This is a genomic window from Falsigemmobacter faecalis, assembly GCF_003863335.1.
Taxonomy (GTDB): domain Bacteria; phylum Pseudomonadota; class Alphaproteobacteria; order Rhodobacterales; family Rhodobacteraceae; genus Wagnerdoeblera; species Wagnerdoeblera faecalis.
In genome coordinates this window covers 23,970-43,385 of record NZ_RRAZ01000018.1, presented here as the reverse complement: position 1 = coordinate 43,385, position 19,416 = coordinate 23,970, and the positions used below count along the sequence as shown (strand labels likewise).

The 19,416-nt window shown below is 63.7% G+C and carries 15 protein-coding genes; 9 read left to right on the top strand and 6 right to left on the bottom strand.

The features are described from left to right. Positions 1-51: 51 nt before the first annotated feature. The 3 genes from EG244_RS13095 to EG244_RS13085 all read right to left on the bottom strand — a co-directional run bounded on the left by EG244_RS13095 (position 52) and on the right by EG244_RS13085 (position 3,591). Positions 52-258 carry a cold-shock protein gene (locus EG244_RS13095; RefSeq protein ID WP_124965442.1) on the bottom strand — a complete coding sequence of 69 codons (207 nt, stop codon included), beginning with the start codon at positions 256-258 and terminating at the stop codon, positions 52-54. A gap of 214 nt (positions 259-472) precedes the next feature. Further along, positions 473-2,419, bottom strand: coding sequence for a threonine--tRNA ligase (gene thrS / locus EG244_RS13090; RefSeq protein WP_124965441.1), 1,947 nt, complete (start codon positions 2,417-2,419; stop codon positions 473-475). Positions 2,420-2,721: 302 nt separating this feature from the next. Beyond that, positions 2,722-3,591, bottom strand: a complete 870-nt coding sequence (locus EG244_RS13085) for a transporter (protein ID WP_124965440.1) — start codon at positions 3,589-3,591, stop codon at positions 2,722-2,724. A 269-nt stretch (positions 3,592-3,860) separates the two neighbouring features. Here EG244_RS13085 and EG244_RS13080 point away from each other — a divergent pair, with 269 nt between their 5' ends. Then, positions 3,861-4,607, top strand: coding sequence for an alpha/beta hydrolase (locus tag EG244_RS13080; protein ID WP_124965439.1), 747 nt, complete (start codon positions 3,861-3,863; stop codon positions 4,605-4,607). 19 nt (positions 4,608-4,626) lie between these two features. Beyond that, entirely contained in the window at positions 4,627-5,613 is a 987-nt protein-coding gene (locus EG244_RS13075; protein WP_199737962.1) for an alpha/beta hydrolase, read from the top strand. 49 nt (positions 5,614-5,662) lie between these two features. Here EG244_RS13075 and phaZ read toward each other — a convergent pair whose 3' ends face one another. Further along, on the bottom strand, positions 5,663-7,021 hold the full coding sequence (phaZ, locus tag EG244_RS13070; RefSeq protein ID WP_124965437.1) for a polyhydroxyalkanoate depolymerase: 1,359 nt from the start codon (positions 7,019-7,021) through the stop codon (positions 5,663-5,665). A 103-nt stretch (positions 7,022-7,124) separates the two neighbouring features. Between phaZ and EG244_RS13065 the strand changes: the two genes are divergently transcribed. The 3 genes from EG244_RS13065 (at position 7,125) to phaR (ending at position 10,212) form a co-directional block, all read left to right on the top strand. After that, positions 7,125-8,924, top strand: a complete 1,800-nt coding sequence (locus EG244_RS13065) for a PHA/PHB synthase family protein (RefSeq protein ID WP_124965436.1) — start codon at positions 7,125-7,127, stop codon at positions 8,922-8,924. A 108-nt stretch (positions 8,925-9,032) separates the two neighbouring features. Continuing rightward, complete coding sequence (locus tag EG244_RS13060) at positions 9,033-9,485, top strand: Phasin (RefSeq protein WP_124965435.1); 453 nt, start codon at positions 9,033-9,035, stop codon at positions 9,483-9,485. A 169-nt stretch (positions 9,486-9,654) separates the two neighbouring features. Then, positions 9,655-10,212: a polyhydroxyalkanoate synthesis repressor PhaR gene (phaR, locus tag EG244_RS13055; RefSeq protein ID WP_124965434.1), complete on the top strand. Its 558-nt coding sequence runs from the start codon at positions 9,655-9,657 to the stop codon at positions 10,210-10,212. Positions 10,213-10,242: 30 nt separating this feature from the next. Here the strand turns inward: phaR and EG244_RS13050 are convergent, their stop codons facing one another. Then, the gene (locus EG244_RS13050) at positions 10,243-11,535 is read right to left on the bottom strand and encodes an NAD(P)/FAD-dependent oxidoreductase (protein ID WP_124965433.1); all 1,293 of its coding nucleotides are present in this window, start codon (positions 11,533-11,535) and stop codon (positions 10,243-10,245) included. Positions 11,536-11,653: 118 nt separating this feature from the next. On the opposite strand from EG244_RS13050, the gene EG244_RS13045 reads away from it, so the two are divergent. Together EG244_RS13045 and EG244_RS13040 are read left to right on the top strand one after the other, a co-directional pair. Then, the gene (locus EG244_RS13045; protein WP_124965432.1) at positions 11,654-12,349 is read left to right on the top strand and encodes a type 1 glutamine amidotransferase; all 696 of its coding nucleotides are present in this window, start codon (positions 11,654-11,656) and stop codon (positions 12,347-12,349) included. A gap of 3 nt (positions 12,350-12,352) precedes the next feature. After that, positions 12,353-13,714: a glutamine synthetase family protein gene (locus tag EG244_RS13040; RefSeq protein WP_124965431.1), complete on the top strand. Its 1,362-nt coding sequence runs from the start codon at positions 12,353-12,355 to the stop codon at positions 13,712-13,714. A gap of 118 nt (positions 13,715-13,832) precedes the next feature. Here EG244_RS13040 and EG244_RS13035 read toward each other — a convergent pair whose 3' ends face one another. Further along, positions 13,833-16,046: a DEAD/DEAH box helicase gene (locus EG244_RS13035; RefSeq protein WP_124965430.1), complete on the bottom strand. Its 2,214-nt coding sequence runs from the start codon at positions 16,044-16,046 to the stop codon at positions 13,833-13,835. A gap of 258 nt (positions 16,047-16,304) precedes the next feature. Between EG244_RS13035 and EG244_RS13030 the strand changes: the two genes are divergently transcribed. Both EG244_RS13030 and EG244_RS13025 read left to right on the top strand, forming a co-directional pair. Further along, positions 16,305-16,865 carry an oxidoreductase gene (locus tag EG244_RS13030; RefSeq protein ID WP_124965429.1) on the top strand — a complete coding sequence of 187 codons (561 nt, stop codon included), beginning with the start codon at positions 16,305-16,307 and terminating at the stop codon, positions 16,863-16,865. Then, a complete protein-coding gene (locus EG244_RS13025; protein WP_158617305.1) occupies positions 16,865-19,408 on the top strand; it encodes an ATP-binding protein in 2,544 nt (847 codons plus the stop codon). Before EG244_RS13030 ends, EG244_RS13025 begins: the two co-directional genes overlap by 1 nt. Positions 19,409-19,416 lie beyond the last annotated feature (8 nt).

Genomic DNA, 19,416 nt, shown 5'->3' with positions numbered 1-19,416 from the left:
CGCATGTCCTGAGGCTGCACCGGCGGGCCGGTGCAGACCGGGAGACGATGCTCAGAGGAGAGTCAGTTCGCCCGCAGACGAGCGGCCATCGCGACCCGTCAACATTTCGAAGCTGATCTTCTGGTTGTCATTCAGGCCCTTCAGACCGGCACGCTCAACCGCAGAAATGTGAACAAATACATCTTTGCCACCATCATCAGGGGCAATAAAGCCGTAGCCTTTAGTCGAATTAAACCATTTTACGGTGCCGGTCGGCATTCCGTCTCTCCCAAAGTCGCGTTCCCCCGGGGTGACATACCGCGGGGACGTGAGACAGGCCGCTGAAATCCCGCACCCTGGTGAACAGGGAATTGCGCGGCAGGGGCTGAGGTCACTAACGGAAGTGTGAACGAAGAGCGAAAAAAATCAAGCGCGGGATTTCCTGCCTTTGAATTGGCAGAAAATCCCGCGCTTTTAGAGGATTAGCCCGAAATCAGCGCTGATCGGGTGCTTTGGCCAGCAAAGAAAGTTCGCCCAGAATCTCATCAAGCGAGACGGTTTCGGTGCGATTTTCGCCCAGACGGCGCACGGAAACGGTGCGGGTCTCGACCTCTTTCATGCCGATCGCAAGGATCACCGGAACCTTGGCGACCGAGTGTTCACGGACCTTATAGTTGATCTTCTCGTTGCGCATATCGGCCTCGGCCCGCACCCCGGCAAGGGTCAGCGCGGTGACGACCTCTTCCACAAAGGGATCCGCATCCGAGACGATCGAGGCCACAACAACCTGACGCGGTGCCAGCCAGAACGGCAGTTTACCGGCGTGGTTTTCGATCAGGATGCCGATGAAGCGCTCAAACGAGCCAAGGCAGGCGCGGTGCAGCATGACGGGGCGGTGCTTGGCGCCGTCTTCGCCGATATAGACCGCATCGAGACGCTCGGGCAGGTTGGGGTCAACCTGCAGCGTGCCACACTGCCAGTCGCGGCCGATCGCATCGGTCAGCACGAATTCGAGCTTCGGGCCGTAGAAAGCGCCCTCGCCCTCCTGCAGCTCATAGCTGTGACCGGCGGCGACCACGGCCTGCGCCAGCGCAGCTTCCGCATGGTCCCAGGCCTCTTCCGAGCCGATGCGCTTTTCCGGACGGGTCGAGAGCTTCACGCGCCATTTCTCAAAGCCGAGATCGGCATAGACCTTCGACAGGAAGGTGATGAATTTCTTCGATTCCGCCTCAATCTGCTCGGTGGTGCAGAAGATATGCGCATCGTCCTGGGTAAAGCCGCGCACCCGCATGATACCATGCAAAGCGCCCGAGGGCTCATAGCGGTTGCAGGCACCGAATTCGGCCATCCGCAGCGGCAGATCGCGGTAGCTCTTCAGACCGACGTTATAGACCTGCACGTGGCAGGGGCAGTTCATCGGCTTCAGCGCGTTGACGGTTTTCTGGCTGGCATGTTCTTCGTCCACTTCGACGATGAACATATTTTCCTGATAGTTCTGCCAGTGGCCCGATTTCTCCCAGAGCACGCGGTTCACCACCTGGGGGGTATTCACCTCCACATAGCCGTCGCGGCGCTGCTGGCGGCGCATATAGTCCTGGAGCTCGGTGTAGATCGTCCAGCCGTTCGGGTGCCAGAAGACCTGACCCGGGGCCTCTTCCTGCATATGGAAGAGGTTCATCTCACGGCCGAGCTTGCGGTGGTCGCGCTTTGCGGCCTCCTCCAGCATGGTCATATGGGCCTTCAGATCATCGCGGTTGCGGAACGCCAGACCATAGATGCGCTGCAGCATCGGGCGGCTCGAGTCGCCCAGCCAATAGGCACCGGCCACATGGGTCAGCTTGAAGGCATCGGCCGGAACCTGACCGGTGTGCTGCAGGTGCGGACCCCGGCAGAGATCCTGCCAGTCGCCGTGCCAATACATCCGCAGCGGCTCATTGCCGGGGATCTTATTGACCAGCTCAACCTTATAGGGCTCGCCGCGCTCTTCGTAGTAAGCCAGCGCACGGGCACGCTCCCAGATCTCGGTGCGGACCGGATCGCGGGCGTTGATGATCTTTTTCATCTGCGCTTCAATAGCGCCCAGATCTTCGGGGGTGAAAGGCTCAGCCCGGTCAAAGTCATAGAACCAGCCGTAATCACGGACCGGGCCGATGGTCACTTTGACATCGGGCCAGATCTCCTGAACGGCGCGGGCCATGATATGGGCCAGATCGTGACGGATCAGCTCAAGCGCCGCGCCTTCGTCCTGGAGGGTGTTGATCGAGATGCGGGCATCCGCCTCAATCGGCCACTGCAGGTCGTAATGCGCACCATTGATCATCGCTGAAATGGCTTTCTTGCCAAGCGAGGTCGAGATCGAGGCCGCGACCTCGCCAGCGGTCACACCCGCTGCAAACTCACGGATATTGCCATCAGGGAAGGTAAGAGAAATCTGGCTCATCTGGCCACTCCTCGTCGGTTTGGCGCCCACGGAACGCCCGGTTGCGGGTTAATGCGGCACATCTGAACGCCTGGGGGGAAAGCGTCAAGAGGAAAGACCAAAGGGGCGCTGCGCGTGGCGGACCGGCGCAGTGGCCGCGCATCCCGGGGGATGCTTCAGGGCCTGCCGCTGGCAACAGCTTTGAGGCCTGTCGATCTGACGCAACAGCAGGACGGCACGCGAAACACAGGCTTTAACCGTCGCCTGACGATGCGACGCAGGCGGCCGGGTAAAAAGAAGGGGCGTCGCCGCCCCCTCCCGTCTCAGAACACTTTGGTAAAGCGAACCTGCGCCAGTGGCTCGTTCTTAAAGCCGCCCCGCACTTCGGTGTCTTTGCCCAGCATCAGCTGCACCTGCGTGGTCGGGTTGACGAATTTCGACGCCAGCAGGCGGATCTGTTTGAAGTCCGTTTTCTGGCCCGCTGCCGCGCCGTTCACGAACAGATCGCCGCCCGATTTCTCAGTATAGCCCAGCGAGAAGGCGGTGGCCTCATCCCACTGATAGCGCAGATAGGCCTGGGCCTGATAAGTGGTGTCCTGGCTGATCGCCACGCCGTCTTTGCTGAAGTCGCGGTAGATATTTGCCTCTGCCGCCGCATCAAGGAAGAAGCCGTTGCCAAGGCCCTGGACCATGCCCAGCTGGGGCGTAAAGCTCCAGCCACCGGTGGCGACCGAGACATGGCCCGGCTCATAATTGCCGGTCGGCGCGGTCACAAAACCCGAGATCCCGAAGGTGGTGCCGGTCGGCTCTGCCGAGGTCATCGGGAACCAGGTCACGCCCAGCGTCAGATCGCCAAGGCCGTTTTTCACCGGCTGATCCGCGCCGCCAATGGTGGCGGTGCTGAATTTGCCCATCGGCGCAATGGCGTGGAAGGCAAACTTCTGCCCCGCCAGTTCGCGGTAGTGAACGGCCCGCAGGATCAGCACATTGGCGTCCAGCTTTGAGGCCGGAACATCGCTGCCATCCGCAGCACGGAAGCTTTTGGCCTGCTGGTTTTGCACATAGGCGATGGCCAGGGTGCGCCCGTCACCGACCCAGGCGTAATCGCCCGGCTGTACATCTGCCGCCAGGGCCGGCGCTGCGGAAAGGGTCATGGCCGCCAGGGCAGCCGATACAAAGTTTACTCGTGTCATGTCATATTCCTGCAGCCGCCTGACCCCTCCCGCCGTTATGCGGGAAAATCACAGGCCGCGACTGCCCGGCTGCGCGCTACGCCTGACAGCCGCGCGGCGCAATGGCTGTATACCGTCATATACCGCTGCGGGCGGACTTCTGACACTTTGCCGCAGCACACCGCCCCGCTGCCCTGAACCTGGCGCATATCCGCACTGTCAGGCCTGCAAGCCATGGCCGCAGCGCCACGGGGCTGCTAGGGTCCGGCCAGCCTATGAAGGAGCCTGTCATGCCCGAATTCCTGACCACCCCCGAGGGCCGCCGCATCGCCTATCACCGCACCCCCGGCACGGGTCCGGGGATCCTGTTCTGCGGCGGGTTTCGCTCGGATATGCAGGGCTCCAAGGCGCAGTATCTGGAGGACCGGGCCAGGGCTGAGGGCCGCGCTTTCCTGCGGTTCGACTATTCCGGCCATGGCGAAAGCGATGGCGCCTTCACCGATGGCGCGATCGGCGACTGGAAGCGGGACGCCGCCGCCGTGCTTGAGGCGCTGACCGAGGGGCCGCAGATCCTGGTCGGCTCTTCCATGGGCGGCTGGATCTCGCTTTTGCTGGCGCGCGAGACGCCAGAGCGCGTGGCGGGTTTTGTCGGCATCGCCGCCGCGCCGGATTTCACCGAGGATGGCTTCTGGGCCGGGTTCACCGAGGCTGAGCGCGCTGAGATTGCGGCAGGCCGCCCGGTTGAGATCCCCTCGGACTATGAGGCCCCCTATCAGATCACTCCGCGGTTGATCGCTGAGGGCCGTGAGAATCTGATCCTGCGCAGCCCGCTGCCCCTGCCCTGCGCCGCCCGGTTCCTTCTCGGCACCGCCGACACCGCCGTCTCGGTTGCGACCACGCTGCGGCTTCTCGATCATGTTGAGGGCAGTGATATCCGCCTGACCCTGGTGAAGGGCGCCGATCACCGCTTCTCAGACCCCGATTGCCTTGCGCTGATCTCTGAGGCGATTGACGATGTGACGCGGCGCGCGGGTTAAGATGCGGCGGCTGTTGCGGATGTTTTTCACCTCTATCGCCCTCATTGCCCTGCTGGCAGCCGCGCTGGTCTTCTGGCCCCGCGACCGCAGCCTGAGCCTGCCTTCCGTCGATCAGGCGGCCATCCTGCGCGACCCCGCCGCCTTTCTGGAGGCGCGCGAAGCGCAGTTCCCCGACATCGTGCCGGGCACGCAAAAGCGCATCCTGTGGCAGGGGGCTGCGGGGGACAAAACGCCCCTCTCGGTGGTCTATCTGCACGGCTTCACCGCAAGCTCTGAAGAGACCCGCCCGGTCTCCGATGAGGTGGCAAAGACGCTGGGGGCCAATCTCTATTTCACCCGCTTTGCCGGTCACGCCCGCGGCCCCGCCGCCATGGCCGAGGCCTCTGCCGATGACTGGATCACCGATCTGGCTGAGGCGTTAAGCGTCGGGGCCGCGATTGGCGAGCGGGTGTTGATTATCGCGACCTCGCAGGGGGCCTCGGTGCTGACGGCGGGTCTGGGCACGCCTGGTCTGCGCGAGGCGCTGCCCTTTACGGACCGCATTGCGGGGGTGGTGATGATCGCGCCGAATTTCCGGCTTGCTGATCCGCTGCGCGCGCTGGCCAGCGATCTGCCGGGAGCGGGGGTGCTGGTGCCGCTGCTGCTGGGCGATACCATCCGCGCCGGGGTGCGCAGCGAAGAACATGCGAAGTTCTGGAACACCAGCTATCCCACGCGCTCGGCCCTGCCGATGGCAAAGCTGTTGCGCGCGGCGCGGGCGGCGGAGACCGGATCGATTGATCTGCCCTTGCTGCTGCTGCGCTCGCCGCAGGATAAAGTGGTCAGCAATGCGGCTGCCGACCGGGTGCTCAAAAACTGGAAAGGCCCGGTCGAGCGGGTCGAGTTTCCCTTTGGCCCCGGCATGGATGCCGGCGCGCATGTGATTGCGGGGCGGATCCGCTCTCCCGGGATGACGCCTGCGGTGGTCTCGGCCATCACCCGCTGGGCGGCACAGCATCTGACCTGAAAAAGGCGGGTCCCGGGGGACCCGCCTTTTTCTGAACTCTGCCTGCCCCTCAGGCGCGGCGGCGCGGGGCGCGCGGGGCCGCAGCCTGTGTCGCAGCTTCAGGCGCAGCTGCAGCTTCAGGCACAGCCACAGCTTCAGGCACAGCCGGCGTATCAGGCACAGCCGGCGTATCAGGCGCTACGCTGCTGGCATCCATGAAACCCAGAACCAGTGGCCGGATGTTGTTGCGCCAGGACTTGCCCGCGAAGATGCCGTAATGCCCAGCCCCAGGCTCCAGATGACGGGCCTTTTTCGCCTCCGGCAGGCCGGTCAGCAGATCCAGTGCCGCAACGCATTGCCCCGGGGCCGAGATGTCATCATTCGCCCCCTCAACCGTCATCACCGAGACCGAGGTGACCGCGCCGATATCCACCCGGCGTCCCGCCACGGTGAAGGCATTGCGGGCGATCTCACCGTTTTTGAAGATCCGCTCAACGGTCGAGAGATAGAACTCAGCCGTCATATCCATCACGGCCAGGTATTCATCGTAGAAGGTGTTATGGGCGTCATGCTCACCGGCTTTGCCCATGGCAGCGGCATAGATCTGATCGCTGAAGGCCTTGCTATGACGCTCGGCATTCATCGACATAAAGCCCGCAAGCTGCAGAAGGCCCGGATAAACCAGACGCCCTGCCCCGGCATGTTTGAAGCCCACGCGCTGAATCGCGAACTGCTCCAGCTGGCCCATGGTGACACGGCGGCCAAAGTCGGTGACATCGGTCGCGGCGGCATCAGGATCGATCGGACCCCCGATCAGGATCAGGCTTCTGGGCTGCGCCTCCGGATCCTCAGCGGCAAGATAAGCGGTCGCGGCCAGCGCCAGCGGCGCGGGCTGACAGATCGCGATCACATGGGTATCGGGCCCCAGATGACGCAGGAAGTCGACCAGATAGAGGGTGTAATCCTCAATATCGAACTTGCCTTCCGAGACCGGAATATCGCGGGCATTGTGCCAGTCGGTGACATAGACATCACAATCGGGCAGCAGCGACAGCACGGTTGAGCGCACCAGCGTCGCGTAATGACCCGACATCGGCGCCACCACCAGCACTTTGCGCGGCCGCGATTCCAGGCCTGCGACCTTGAAATGCACCAGATCGCCAAAGGCACGCGGCACCACAATTTCGGTCGAGACCAGATGATCGCGGCCGTCATCGCCAAGGATGGTGCGGATGCCCCAGTCGGGCTTGATGACCATGCGCGCAAAGCTGCGCTCGGTCACACGCCCCCAGGCGGACAGCATCTTGAAAGCGGGATTTGGCGCCAGACCCCAGACGGGGTTTGAAGCAAAAGCCCGCGCCGTCGCACCCATCCATTCGTTGGTGTTGCGAACAGCTTCCATCATGTCATAGGTGGCCGTATACTTCATTCGGATCTCCTGTCCCCGCAGAGAGCGGCTGCAAAACTTCTCGCTTTTTAAGGGCCGGGGCCGTTATGCTGCACCAGCAAAATGATAGGGGGGATTTTTTTGCATGGCAACTGACGAATCCCGCAATGCCGTTATGTCAGAACGGATGCAACTGAACCTCGCCCGCATCGAGGAGTTGTCGCGCCGGATGATGACTGCAATGGCCGCGCGCCGCCCGCATGACCCGGGGCTGGATGCGCCAGGCCCTGATCTTCTGGCGGCAACCGGCATGGCAGCCTGGACCGATTTTGTTAAAAATCCTCAACGTTTACTGGAAGAACAGGCGAGCTGGTGGGGCAAGAGCCTGCAAAGCTATCTCAACGCCCAGACCGCCTTTGCTGCCAGTCAACCCGCAGAGCCGGTGATCGTTCCCCCCGCAGACCGGCGCTTCTCGCACCCCGCCTGGGAGAGCCATCCCTGGTTCAGCTATCTGCGTCAGCAATATCTGATCAACACGGAGACGCTGCAGCGCAGCATCGACCAGATTGAGGGCCTGCCCCCCCGGGATGAGCAGCGGCTGCGCTATTTCACCCGCGCGATCATCGATATGATGGCTCCGGTGAATTTTTTTGCAACCAACCCCGAAGCGCTGGAGCGGGCGCGCGACACCGAAGGTGAATCGCTGGTGCGCGGCCTTGAAAATCTGGTCCGCGACATTGAAAGCAACAACGGCGATCTGCTGGTCACGCTTTCGGACCCCGAGGCCTTTGAGGTCGGCCGCAACCTTGGGATGACGCCGGGTCAGGTGGTCTTTCGCAACCGCATTCTGGAACTGATCCAGATCACCCCGACCACCGACAAGGTGCATAAGATCCCGCTGGTGATCTTTCCGCCCTGGATCAACAAGTTCTACATCCTCGATCTGAAGCCGCAGAATTCGCTGCTGCGCTGGATCGCCGATCAGGGCTTCACGCTTTTTGTGGTCTCCTGGAAAAACCCCGATCCGACCTACGCCGACTTCGGCCTGGAGGACTACTACCGCGAGGGCTATCTTGAGACCTTTGCCGCGATCAAAGCGATCACCGGCGAGCCAAAGATCAATGCGGTGGGCTATTGCATCGCGGGCACCACGCTGTCGCTGACGCTGGCGCGGATGGCGAAAGACAAAGACGCTTCGGTCAAATCGGCGACTTTCTTTACCACGCTGACCGATTTTGAAGATCAGGGCGAGTTCACGCCCTTCCTGTCGAATGATTTCGTCGACGGGATTGAGCGCGAGGCGAAGGCCTCGGGCTGTCTGTCGTCGCAGATCCTGTCGCGGACCTTCAGCTTTCTGCGCGCCAATGATCTGATCTGGCAGCCCGCGATCCGCAGCTACATGCTGGGCGAAGCGCCCCCGGCCTTTGATCTTCTGCACTGGAACGGCGATGGCACCAATCTGCCCGGCAGGATGGCCATCGAATATCTGCGCAGGCTGTGTCAGGACAACAGCTTTGCCACCACCGGCTATGAGCTTGATGGTCAGGTGGTGCGCCCCTCTGACATCAAAATCCCCTTCTGTGCGGTGGCCTGCGAAGGCGATCACATCGCCGCCTGGGCTGCGAGCTATGCCGGTTTCCGCCGCTTCGGCTCTAAGGACAGGACCTTCATCCTCAGCCAGTCGGGGCATATCGCGGGCATCGTCAATCCGCCGGCCAAACTCAAATACGGCCATTACACCAGCCCTGCCCCGATGAGCACGCTCGCCCCGGCGCAGTGGCGCGAGGGGGCGGAGTTCACCCCCGGCTCCTGGTGGCCCCGCTGGGGGGCCTGGCTTGCAAAGCAGTCGGGCGCAAAAATTCCCGCGCATCAGCCCGGCAGCCACCCGGATTACCCCATACTCGGGGCGGCCCCCGGGGACTACGTGAAGCGACAATATGCCTGATTGCGCCGCGGCGCAGCATAAGTCTTGCAATGCTGCACCGCAGCGTGCTATGACCCTCGCAAGGGAGACATCTTCCCGCACCCCTCTAGCGGAAACCGGAGACTGAGAATGGCAGCCACGACTGACTTCACCCGTCTGTTTCAGGATATGATGCCGGCGTTCAACATGGACCCGACCGTATTCCGCAACGCTTTCGAAAAGCAGGCGGCTTTCGGTGAGAAACTCACCAAAATCGCCTTTGAAGCCGCAGAACGCTCCTGCGAGCTGCAGGCTAAGCTGAACCGCGAGACCCTGAACCGTCTCAGCGATGTGACCAAGGCCCGCACTGAGCCGGCGGATTACACCAAAGCGGCCTCGGATTTCGCGACCGCGAGCCGTGAAATGGCCTCCGACAGCATGGCCGCTTTCGCGGAAATCGCCAAGAAAGCCCAGATGGAAACCGTTGAGCTGCTGCTCTCGACCGGCAAGACCGCGCAGGAAAATGCTGCTGCTGCGATGCAGAAAGCAACCGGCGACATGGCGGCCACCATGCAGCGCCCGGCTGCTGCGGCTGCGAAGTAAACCGACCCGCCTTTCCCGGCCGGTTCCTCCCCTCCTCCTCCCCCATGGCCGGGAAAAGGCAAAACGCGGGCCCCTTTGCGGGCCCGCGTTTTCATCTGCAGCAACGGGCTTTCCATTTCAGCAGCCCTGGCTTAGGCTCAGATCTGACCACCATATTGAAAGAGCGACTATGTCCGCGACCGACAAACCGCTGCTGATCAAACGTTACGCCAGCCGCCGGCTCTATAATACCGAGACCAGCGATTACGTGACGCTTGATGACATCGCCGGTTTCATCCGCGCGGGGCGCGAGGTCACCATCATCGATCTGAAATCCGGCGACGATCTGACCCGTCAGTATCTGCTGCAGATCATTGCCGAGCATGAATCGCGCGGCGATTCGGTGCTGCCGGTGAATGTGCTGACCGATCTGGTGCGCAGCTATTCGACCGGCGTGCAAAGCATGGTGCCGCAGTTCCTGTCCTCCAGCTTTGAGATGCTGCGCGACAGCCAGTCCAAGATGATCGAAGGTCTGGGCGTGCTGCCCAATCCCATGGCCACGATGCCCGGACTTGAAGCCTTTCAGCGCCAGCAGGAAGCCTTCCTGAAGACCATGATGGGCGGCTGGCCCGGTGGCAAAGCCCCCGCCGCCGCTGAGATGCAGGAGGCCCCCGCCACCTCCAAAGATGAGCTGGGCGACATCAAAAAGCAGCTTGCCGAACTCCAGGCGAAACTTTCAAAACTCTGACGATCGGGCCCCCTGCGGGGCCCTTTTTCATTACAGCCCCAGGCGGTCGCGCAGCGCATACCAGGTCATCGCCAGCGCCAGAACCGGCTGGCGCGTCATCTGCCCGCCGGGGAATCGCGGCGTCGGAAACCGGGCCATCAGATCAAAGCGGTCACTTTCCCCGATCAGCGCCTCTGACAGGATCCGCCCTGCCATGGTCGCCATGGCCACCCCATGCCCCGAATAGCCCGAGGCCGACCAGATCCCCGGACGAACCCTGGTGAACAGCGGGCAGCGCGTGGCGGTGATCGCCAGAGTGCCGCCCCAGGCGTAGTCGATCTTCGCCTCGCGCAGCTGCGGATAGACCTCCAGCATGGGCTTTGAGACCGTGCGGATCAGATCGGGGAACTTATAGCCGTAGCTTTCGCCGCCGCCAAACAGGATGCGCCCCTCAGGCGTGCGGCGCCAGTAGTTCACCACAAAGCGCGAATCTGCGACCGCGATCTCGCGGCGCAGCGGCGCGAGATCGCCCAAGGGCTCGGTCGCGATGATAAAATTATTGATCGGCATGACCCGCGCCGAGACCGAAGGCTCAAGCCCGCCAAGATAGCCGTTGCAGGCGAAAATCACCTGCTCGGCCCGCACCTCGCCCGTGCGGGTGATGACCCGCGCGAGGGGGCCGGGTTCCACCTGCTCAACCGGGCTTTGCTGAAAGATCTTCGCGCCTGCCGCGACCGCCCGATGCGCCAGCCCAAGCGCGAAGTTCAGCGGATGAATATGGCCCGCGCCCATATCGAGATCGCCCCCCGCATAGGCCGGGGTGCCAAGCAGATCCGCCATTTCCAGCCGGTCGAGCGGGCGGATGCCCTCATAGCCGTAATCGCGGTTCAACTTTTCGGCATAGGCCGCCGCCTCCCGCACTTCTGAGGGGTGACGGCAGGCATGGGCCACGCCCGGGCGCCAGTCCACACCCGGCATCTCAGCGGCAAGGTCGCGCACCAGCGCCTTGGCCTCTTCGGCAATCTGCCACAGGCGGGCTGCATCCTCGCGCGAGAAGCGCCCCTCGATCCAGTCCTGATCGCGCCGCTGGCCAGAGCCCACCTGACCGCCATTGCGCCCCGAGGCCCCCCAGCCCGCGCGATGGGCCTCCAGCACCACGACTTTGCGGCCGCGCTCTGCCAGATGCAGCGCCGCCGAAAGCCCGGTATAGCCCGCGCCGATGATGCAGACATCCGCCCGCTCTTCGCCCTGCAGCATCTCCACCGGCAGCGCCTCTGTGGCACTGGCGGCATAATAGGAGGCGGGGTAGTGACCGGGCCGGTCATTGGCATAAAGCAGGTTCATCGCGCAGTCCTTCTGGGTCCTGCCATCTAACAAAGCCTGCCGCCGAAGGGAAAGCCCTCCCCCTTGCCGGAGGCGCGGGCGCGGGCTAGCATGAGCCGCTCCTCAACCCGAGAATATCATGCTTATTGGCATCCTGCAGACCGGCCATGTTACCGAATTCATTCGGGAACGGGCGGGTGATTTCCCTTCGCTTTTCATGAAACTTCTGGCCGGTCAGGGCTTTGAATTCCGCACCTGGTCCGTGGTGGATATGGAGTTTCCGACCTCTGTGCAGGACTGCGACGGCTGGCTTCTGACCGGCTCGCGCCACGGTGCCTATGAGGACCATGCCTTCATCCCCCCGCTTGAGGCCTTTATCCGCGAGGCCTATGCGGCCTCGGTGCCGACCGTGGGCATCTGCTTTGGCCATCAGATTATCGCCCAGGCCCTGGGCGGCCGTGTTGAAAAATTCAGCGGTGGCTGGTCGGTGGGCCGTCAGACCTATGAGTTTGAGGGTAAAAAGATCGGGCTGAACGCCTGGCACCAGGATCAGGTGGTGGAGCTGCCGCCGGGTGCCGAGGTGATCGGCTGTTCAGAGTTCTGCCAGAACGCCGCCCTGCTTTATGGCGACCGCATGCTGACCGTGCAGCCCCATCCGGAATTTGATCAAAGCTTCATCGGCCTGATGCTTGAGCAGTATAAATCCGGCAGCGTGCCGCCCGAGCTTTTGACCCGTGCAGAGGCGGCACTGACCGATGACCTTGACCGCGGGATGCTGGCCGCGCGCATCGGGGAATTCTTCCGCGCACCGCGTGCGGCCCTGCAGGAGGCATGAAAGATGGCGGATTGGACTGACACCCTGCCCGATGCGGCAAAGGACTATATCGCCGGACGCCGCCTCGATGAGGTCGAATGCATCGTCCCCGATATCGCCGGGGTGGCCCGCGGCAAAGCGATGCCTGCCTTTAAGTTTGAGCATCAGAAAAGCTTCTTTCTGCCGACCTCGATCTTTTTGCAGACCATCACCGGCGAATGGGCCGATGCCCCCAGGGGGGACGAGGAATATAAAGAGCCCGATATGACCCTGGTGCCGGATTTCAGCACCGTGGCGGCAGCGCCTTGGACGGCCGATGTGACGCTGCAGGTCATTCATGACGCCTATGACCAGCGCGGCAATCCGGTGGCCACAGCCCCGCGCAACGTGCTGCGCCGGGTGCTTGATCTTTATAAGGCCGAGGGTTTGCGCCCGGTGGTGGCGCCGGAGATGGAATTCTTCTTCGTGGCCCGCAACCTGGATCCGAATATGCCGATCCGCCCGCCGATGGGCCGCTCGGGCCGGGTGGCGGCGGCGAAACAGGCCTATTCGATGTCGGCGGTCGATGAATATGGCAAGGTGATCGACGATATCTATGATTTCGCCGAAGCCATGGGGCTTGAGATCGACGGCATTTTGCAGGAGGGCGGTGCGGGTCAGGTTGAGATCAATCTGGCGCATGGCAATCCGCTCGATCTGGCCGATCATATCTTCTACTTCAAGCGGATGATCCGCGAAGCGGCGCTGCGCCACGACTGTTTTGCGACCTTCATGGCCAAGCCCATTGAGGGCGAGCCCGGCTCGGCCATGCATATCCACCATTCGGTGGTCAATCTTGAAACCGGGCAGAATATCTTCTCGGCCCCGAACGGAGATGAGACTCCGGCCTTTCATCATTTCATCGCCGGGATGCAGAACCACCTGCCTGCGGGTGTGGCGCTGCTGGCGCCCTATGTGAACAGCTATCGCCGCTATGTGCCGGATTTTGCGGCTCCGATCAACCTGGAGTGGGGGCGTGATAACCGCACCACCGGGCTGCGGGTGCCGATCGCAAGCCCCGAGGCGCGGCGGGTGGAGAACCGTCTGGCGGGGATGGACTGCAACCCCTATCTCGGCATCGCGGTGAGCCTGGCCTGTGGCTATCTGGGGCTGAAGGAGGGGAAACTTCCGCGGGCGGAATGCACGGTCAACGCCTATATGGGCGAGGATGAACTGCCACTGAACCTCTCGGATGCGATTGATCTGCTGGAGGAGGATGCGGCGCTGGTCGAGGTGCTGGGGCCGGAGTTCGTGGCGCTTTATGCGGCGGTGAAGCGGCATGAGTATAAAGAGTTTCAGCAGGTCATCTCGCCCTGGGAGCGGGAGCATCTGCTGCTGAACGTCTGAGGGCGGTTTTTCCGGAGAGCGCCGGGGTGGGCCCTGCCCTCCCCGGACCCCGCCCGGAGTATTTTTAAAAGCCAAAATGAAGCAGGCCCCGGAGATGATCTCCGGGGCCTGTCTTTTATCAGCGCTTCGGGCCTTTCGGGCTGCGCGGCTTGCGCAGCGACTGGCTCGGGTCCGAGAAGTTCGGACGCGGGGCCGGGGCGCGGGCCGGGCGGCTGTCTGCGCCGAAGGCCGGTTTTGCGCTGCGCGGCTTGCGGTCACCGTCTTCGCGTTTCACGAAGGGTTTGCGATCGCCGTCTTCACGCTTGCCGAAGGGCTTACGGTCGCCGTCTTCGCGCTTGCCCCAGGGCTTGCGGTCGCCATCGGGGCGGTCGCCGAAGGATTTGCGCTCACCGAAGGGTTTGCGGTCACCATCGGGACGATCACCGAAGGATTTGCGCTCGCCGAAGGGCTTGCGCTCACCATAGGGTTTGCGGTCGCCCTCGGGGCGGTCACCGAAGGATTTGCGCTCGCCATAGGGCTTGCGGTCGCCGTCTTCGCGGGCCGGGCGGGCGCGGTAGCCGGCGTCGCCGGTTTCCATGGCGCGCGGCTTGAAGCTGCGGCGCTCGCCGCCTTCGTCGTCGCGACGGGGCGCGCGCTCGCGGCGCTCACCACGGTCTTCGCGGTCGCCACGGTCAAACGGCTTGCGGTTCAGACCCTGGGGACGATCGGAGGATTTGAACGCCGGGCGCGGGGCGCGCTCAAGGTTCGGGGCCTCGTCGAGACGGGTCAGCAGCAGGCCGTCGTCGATCTCGGCGGTGGCGCCGAATTTCGAGGCGACGTTGTCGGCGATCTGGACATAGGTTTCGCGCTGTTGGACGCGGATGGCACCGATGTCATTGCGGGTGATGCCGCCGTGATCGCAGATTTTCGGCAGCAGCCAGCGGGCTTCGGCGCGGCCTTCGTGGCCAACCGAGAGCGAGAACCAGACCGAGGGGCCGAATTCCTGACGCTCGCGCGGGGCGCGGGCTTCCGAGTTTGCCGCCGGGGGAGCGATATCGCCGACGATTTCCGGAGCCGAACGGCCGGCACGCCACATGCGCAGGAAGGCAGCGGCAGCGGCTTCCGGCGAGGAGACGCCGAGGATCGCTTCGACCAGCGGGGCTTCTTCTTCGGTCACCGGAGCGAGCAGGATGTCCGAGCCGACCATACGGGCGTCATCGGCGGCCTGAACTTCTTCGGCGGTGGGCGGCGAGGTCCATTCCGCATCAACCTTGGCGCCCTGCAGGATGCGGGTCGCTTTGCGGAAGTCCGCCGGCGGCACGACGAGCACGGCGGTGCCTTTCGAGCCCGCACGACCGGTCCGGCCCGAGCGGTGCAGCAGGGTTTCCGGGTTCGACGGCAGATCGAAGTGAACCACGAGATCCAGACCCGGAAGGTCGATACCACGGGCGGCCACATCGGTCGCGATGCAGACCTGAGCGCGGCCATCGCGCAGGGCCTGGAGGGCGTGGGTCCGCTCTGCCTGGCTCAGCTCACCCGAGAGGGCCACGACTTTGAAGCCGCGGTTCGCGAGACGGGCATGCAGATGGGTCACGGCTGCGCGGGTTTTCGCGAAGACGATCGACACACGGGCCTGCTGGATCAGCAGCAGGTTGATGATCGCGTTTTCTTTGTCGCGCGGACGTACCGACATTGCCTGATAGGTAATGTCGACGTGTTGTTTGGTGTCCGATTTGACCTGAACGCGCATGGAATCGTTCTGGTAGTTCTTGGCCAGATTCTCGATTTCACGCGAGACGGTGGCCGAGAACATCAGCGTGCGGCGGTCTTCCGGAGCGGCCGAGAGGATGAACTCAAGGTCTTCCTGGAAGCCGAGGTCCAGCATCTCATCGGCTTCATCGAGAACGGCAGCGCGCAGTTCCGACAGATCCAGCGAGCGGCGTTCGATGTGATCGCGCAGACGGCCGGGAGTGCCGACGACGATCGTGGCACCACGCTCAAGAACGCGGCGCTCATTGCGGGGGTCCATGCCGCCCACGCAGGTCGCAATGACCGCACCGGCTTCGGCATAGAGCCACTCAAGCTCACGGCTGACCTGCAGGGCCAGTTCACGGGTCGGGGCAATGATCAGGGCGCGCGGGGCGCCTGCAATCGCCAGATCACCGGTCAGGAGTTCCGGCGAGATGGCGAGACCAAAGGCCACGGTTTTGCCCGAGCCGGTCTGGGCGGAAACCAGCAGGTCGCGGCCGGCATAATCGTCACCCAGAACGGCATTCTGTACGGGGGTCAGCGTTTCGTAGCCCTTGGATGCAAGAGCGGCGGCCAAAGGGGCCGCGAGATCGGGAAGCGTCATCAGCGTCTTTCGCGTAAAAGGGGCCTGCCATGTAATATATAGGCCCGGTCATGGAGCACTGGCCCTGACTTCCCGGCCTCCCTGCCGGGGCACGAGGACGCTGGCACCCACAGGGGGTTCTACAGGAAAGCAGGCCTGCTGTGAAGGCGCATCCCATGCTTTTGATGACTTTCCCTGCGCCAATCTGATGTTTAGCCTGTGACAAACCGCCCGAAGCTGCTTTGTGGGCAGGGAAATTCAGAACGACGGAGCCCCGCCTTGCCCGAACTTACCCGGCGCAGCCTGATCCTTGGCATGAGCCTTCTGCCTTTGCCGCTGCATGCAGCCGGTGGCAAAAGCGCAGAGGCCGCTGCCGCGCTGCCCCACCCTGAGGGCGACGTCATTCTGACCGTGACCGGCGCGCTGCCGCGGCGCAACAGCGCCGAAGGGGCCGTCTTTGACCGCGCGATGCTGAAGGCGATGGGCGAGGTTGAATTCACCAGCGGCACGCCCTGGTCCGGGCAACCGCAGCGTTTTCGCGGCCCCTCTCTGCACAGCCTTGTCACCACCCTCGGGCTGAGCGACGGGAATTTCACCGCCCGGGCGGTCAATGATTATTCGATCCCGGTTCCGGTCAGTGAAGGCGTGCCCGGCGGGCCGATTCTGGCCATGGAGATCGACGGCCAGGTGCTGTCGCTGCGCGAGCGCGGGCCGCTGTGGCTGATTTATCCCTTCGATGAGGTTCCGGCCTATCGCAGTGAAGTCAGCTATATCCGCAGCATCTGGCAGCTGACGCGGCTGGAATGGCAAAGCCCGTCCGCCGAAGGGCAGGCCGGTTGATGCAATCCCCCGTAGTACGGCTGCGGCAGTGGCTGGTGCGGCTGGCGCTGGTCGTGCTGCTGGGCGCGGTTCTGATGCTTCTGCTGCTCGCGCGGGATGTACGCGATGAGATTCAGAACCTTGCACGGGCCAGCTCGGCCAATGCGCAGTGGAGCCTGTCGCAGCCCGATATGGAGCTGCTGCAGCTGATCCAATCAGCGCAGTCTGTGCGCTTTGGCGAGGGCAGCACCGCGGAATTTCGCCGCCGCTATGACATCTTTTACTCGCGCATCCGCCTGATGGAGGTGATGCCTTTCTACCCCGAAGATCTGGATCTGCCGGAAATTCGCGGTGGCATCGAAGCCGCGAGGGCCTTTCTCTCCCGCACGGAGGCGCTTTTTGACGGCTCGGACGCGGCGCTGAGCGAAGCTGCGCCCAATGTGCTTGCCGCCGCTGAAAAGCTGCGGCCGCTGCTGCGTGACCTGACGCTGCGCAGCCTGCAACAGCGCACGATCCGCGGCGATGCCCAGCGGGAGGCGCTGCGGGTGACGCTGGTGCGGCTGATCTCCTCAAGTGCGGCGCTGCTGCTTGCTTTGTTGCTGGTTGTGCTGGCTCTGGTTCGGATGGTGCGGCAGGCGCAGCTGCAAAACCGCCGTGTGCGCGCCGCTCATGCCCGGGTCCGCGCCATTATCACCGCCTCACAGGATGCGATTCTGGTCGTCGACACCACCGGGCGTATCGTGGATTCGAATGACGCGGCGCTGCAGCTTTTCGGGCTGCCGGCGGCAGAGCTTGAGGACCTGCCGGTTTCACGCTTTCTCGGCCCTGAGGAGGGCAGCAGCGATCCCGCCGCCCTGCCCCGCCCCGGCGCCCGCCTGGTGCGGGTCAGGGGCCGGCGCGGCACAGGCAGCAGCTTTCCGGCGGAATGCAGCCTCACCGCCATTGAGAGTGACGCAGGCCCCCTCAGGATCTGCTTTTTGCGCGATATCTCGGATCGGCTGGCCACAGAGGCCGCGCTGGTGGAGACCCGCGACCGTGCGCTGGCGGGCGAAAAGGCCAAGGATGAGCTGCTTGCCGTTATGAGCCATGAAATGCGCACGCCGCTGAACGGCATTCTGGGCACGCTGGAACTGATTGACGACGAGCTGCCCCCGGCGCAGCGGCGCCAGTATGACCGCGTCATCCGCAAATCTGCCGAGCAGCTGCTGGGCCATGTGAACGATGTGCTGGAAATCGCGCGCATGGATGCCTTCCGCACCCAGCTGCGCTGCGCGCCTTTTGACGCCTGCGCGCTGATGCGTGACATCGCTCATGCCCAGCAGGGCGTGGCGGCACGGGATGGCAACCGCCTCGCGCTGGATCTGCGCGACGACAGCCTTGCGCTGGTCATGGGGGATGGCAACCGCGTGCATCAGGTGCTGCTGAACCTGGTCAGCAATGCGCTGAAATTCACCCGCGACGGCCAGATCACCCTGAAAGCCTGTCGCGACACCGAGGGCCTTGCGGTCTTTGAGGTGCGCGACAGCGGCATCGGCATCGCGCCCGAAGATATGTCGCGCATCTTTGACGAATTTGTCACCCTCAACACCGAATACAACCGCAGAACTCAGGGCACCGGGCTGGGGCTTGCCATCTCGCGCCGTCTGGCCACCCTGATGGACGGCCGTCTTGAGGCGGAAAGCGTGCCCGGGCTGGGCAGCGTCTTTCGCCTGATCCTGCCCCTGCCCCCGGCGGTCCAGGCCCTGGCCGCGCCTGCCGCCAAAATCGACAGCTATCAGGTGCGACCGCTTTCGGTGCTGGTGGTGGAAGACAATCCGATCAACCGCTTCGTCGTGCGCAGCATGCTGGAGGCCGATGGCCACAGCGTGACCGAGGCGGAGACCGGCTATGAGGCCCTGAGGCTTTGCGGCCTCGAAAGCTTTGATCTGATCCTGATGGATATCTCGATGCCGGGCCTCGACGGAGTAGAGACGACCTGCCGGATCCGTCGGGCGGGCGGGGCGAATGCAACGACACCCGTGGTGGCGCTGACCGCCCATGCAAGGCCCGAAGATCTGCGCCGCTTTGCCGACAGCGGTATCGCGCGCAGCCTGACCAAACCTTTGCGCAGACAGGCGCTGCGGAACCTGCTGCGCGATTACGGGCCGCGGACTAAAGCGCCCGCCCGGGTCCCCGATCTGCCCGCCGCCCCGGCCAAAGCGGCCGTGGCCCTGACGGCACGCGCCCTCATCGAGGAGGCGACAGCGCGGGAAATGGCGGCGGCGCTTGGCAAGGATGTCTACGACGGCCTCAGGGCGCGGTTTGAGGCGGAACTGAACACCGGGCTGGAACTCATCAGCTCTGAACCGCAGCCGCCGGGACCTGAGATCGCCAGCACCGCCCATAAACTCGCCGGAGCGGCGGCGGTCTTCGGGCTGACGGCACTGTGCGAAGCGCTGGTGGCCCTCGAAGATCTGACCCGCGGCGGCGACAGCGAGACCGGGCCGGATGAGGTGCCAACGCCCCTGCTGCGCGAACTGGGCCGACTGCGCACGGACAGCCTGCGCGCGCTGCACGCCCTCTAGTCCGTGCG

Excerpts from the sequence above, each read along its gene's own strand:
- EG244_RS13095 (WP_124965442.1), bottom strand. The coding sequence starts at position 258 with ATGCCGACCGGCACCGTAAAATGGTTTAATTCGACTAAAGGCTACGGC.
- thrS (WP_124965441.1), bottom strand. The coding sequence starts at position 2,419 with ATGAGCCAGATTTCTCTTACCTTCCCTGATGGCAATATCCGTGAGTTT.
- EG244_RS13085 (WP_124965440.1), bottom strand. The coding sequence starts at position 3,591 with ATGACACGAGTAAACTTTGTATCGGCTGCCCTGGCGGCCATGACCCTT.
- EG244_RS13080 (WP_124965439.1), top strand. The coding sequence starts at position 3,861 with ATGCCCGAATTCCTGACCACCCCCGAGGGCCGCCGCATCGCCTATCAC.
- EG244_RS13075 (WP_199737962.1), top strand. The coding sequence starts at position 4,627 with ATGTTTTTCACCTCTATCGCCCTCATTGCCCTGCTGGCAGCCGCGCTG.
- phaZ (WP_124965437.1), bottom strand. The coding sequence starts at position 7,021 with ATGAAGTATACGGCCACCTATGACATGATGGAAGCTGTTCGCAACACC.
- EG244_RS13065 (WP_124965436.1), top strand. The coding sequence starts at position 7,125 with ATGGCAACTGACGAATCCCGCAATGCCGTTATGTCAGAACGGATGCAA.
- EG244_RS13060 (WP_124965435.1), top strand. The coding sequence starts at position 9,033 with ATGGCAGCCACGACTGACTTCACCCGTCTGTTTCAGGATATGATGCCG.
- phaR (WP_124965434.1), top strand. The coding sequence starts at position 9,655 with ATGTCCGCGACCGACAAACCGCTGCTGATCAAACGTTACGCCAGCCGC.
- EG244_RS13050 (WP_124965433.1), bottom strand. The coding sequence starts at position 11,535 with ATGAACCTGCTTTATGCCAATGACCGGCCCGGTCACTACCCCGCCTCC.
- EG244_RS13045 (WP_124965432.1), top strand. The coding sequence starts at position 11,654 with ATGCTTATTGGCATCCTGCAGACCGGCCATGTTACCGAATTCATTCGG.
- EG244_RS13040 (WP_124965431.1), top strand. The coding sequence starts at position 12,353 with ATGGCGGATTGGACTGACACCCTGCCCGATGCGGCAAAGGACTATATC.
- EG244_RS13035 (WP_124965430.1), bottom strand. The coding sequence starts at position 16,046 with ATGACGCTTCCCGATCTCGCGGCCCCTTTGGCCGCCGCTCTTGCATCC.
- EG244_RS13025 (WP_158617305.1), top strand. The coding sequence starts at position 16,865 with ATGCAATCCCCCGTAGTACGGCTGCGGCAGTGGCTGGTGCGGCTGGCG.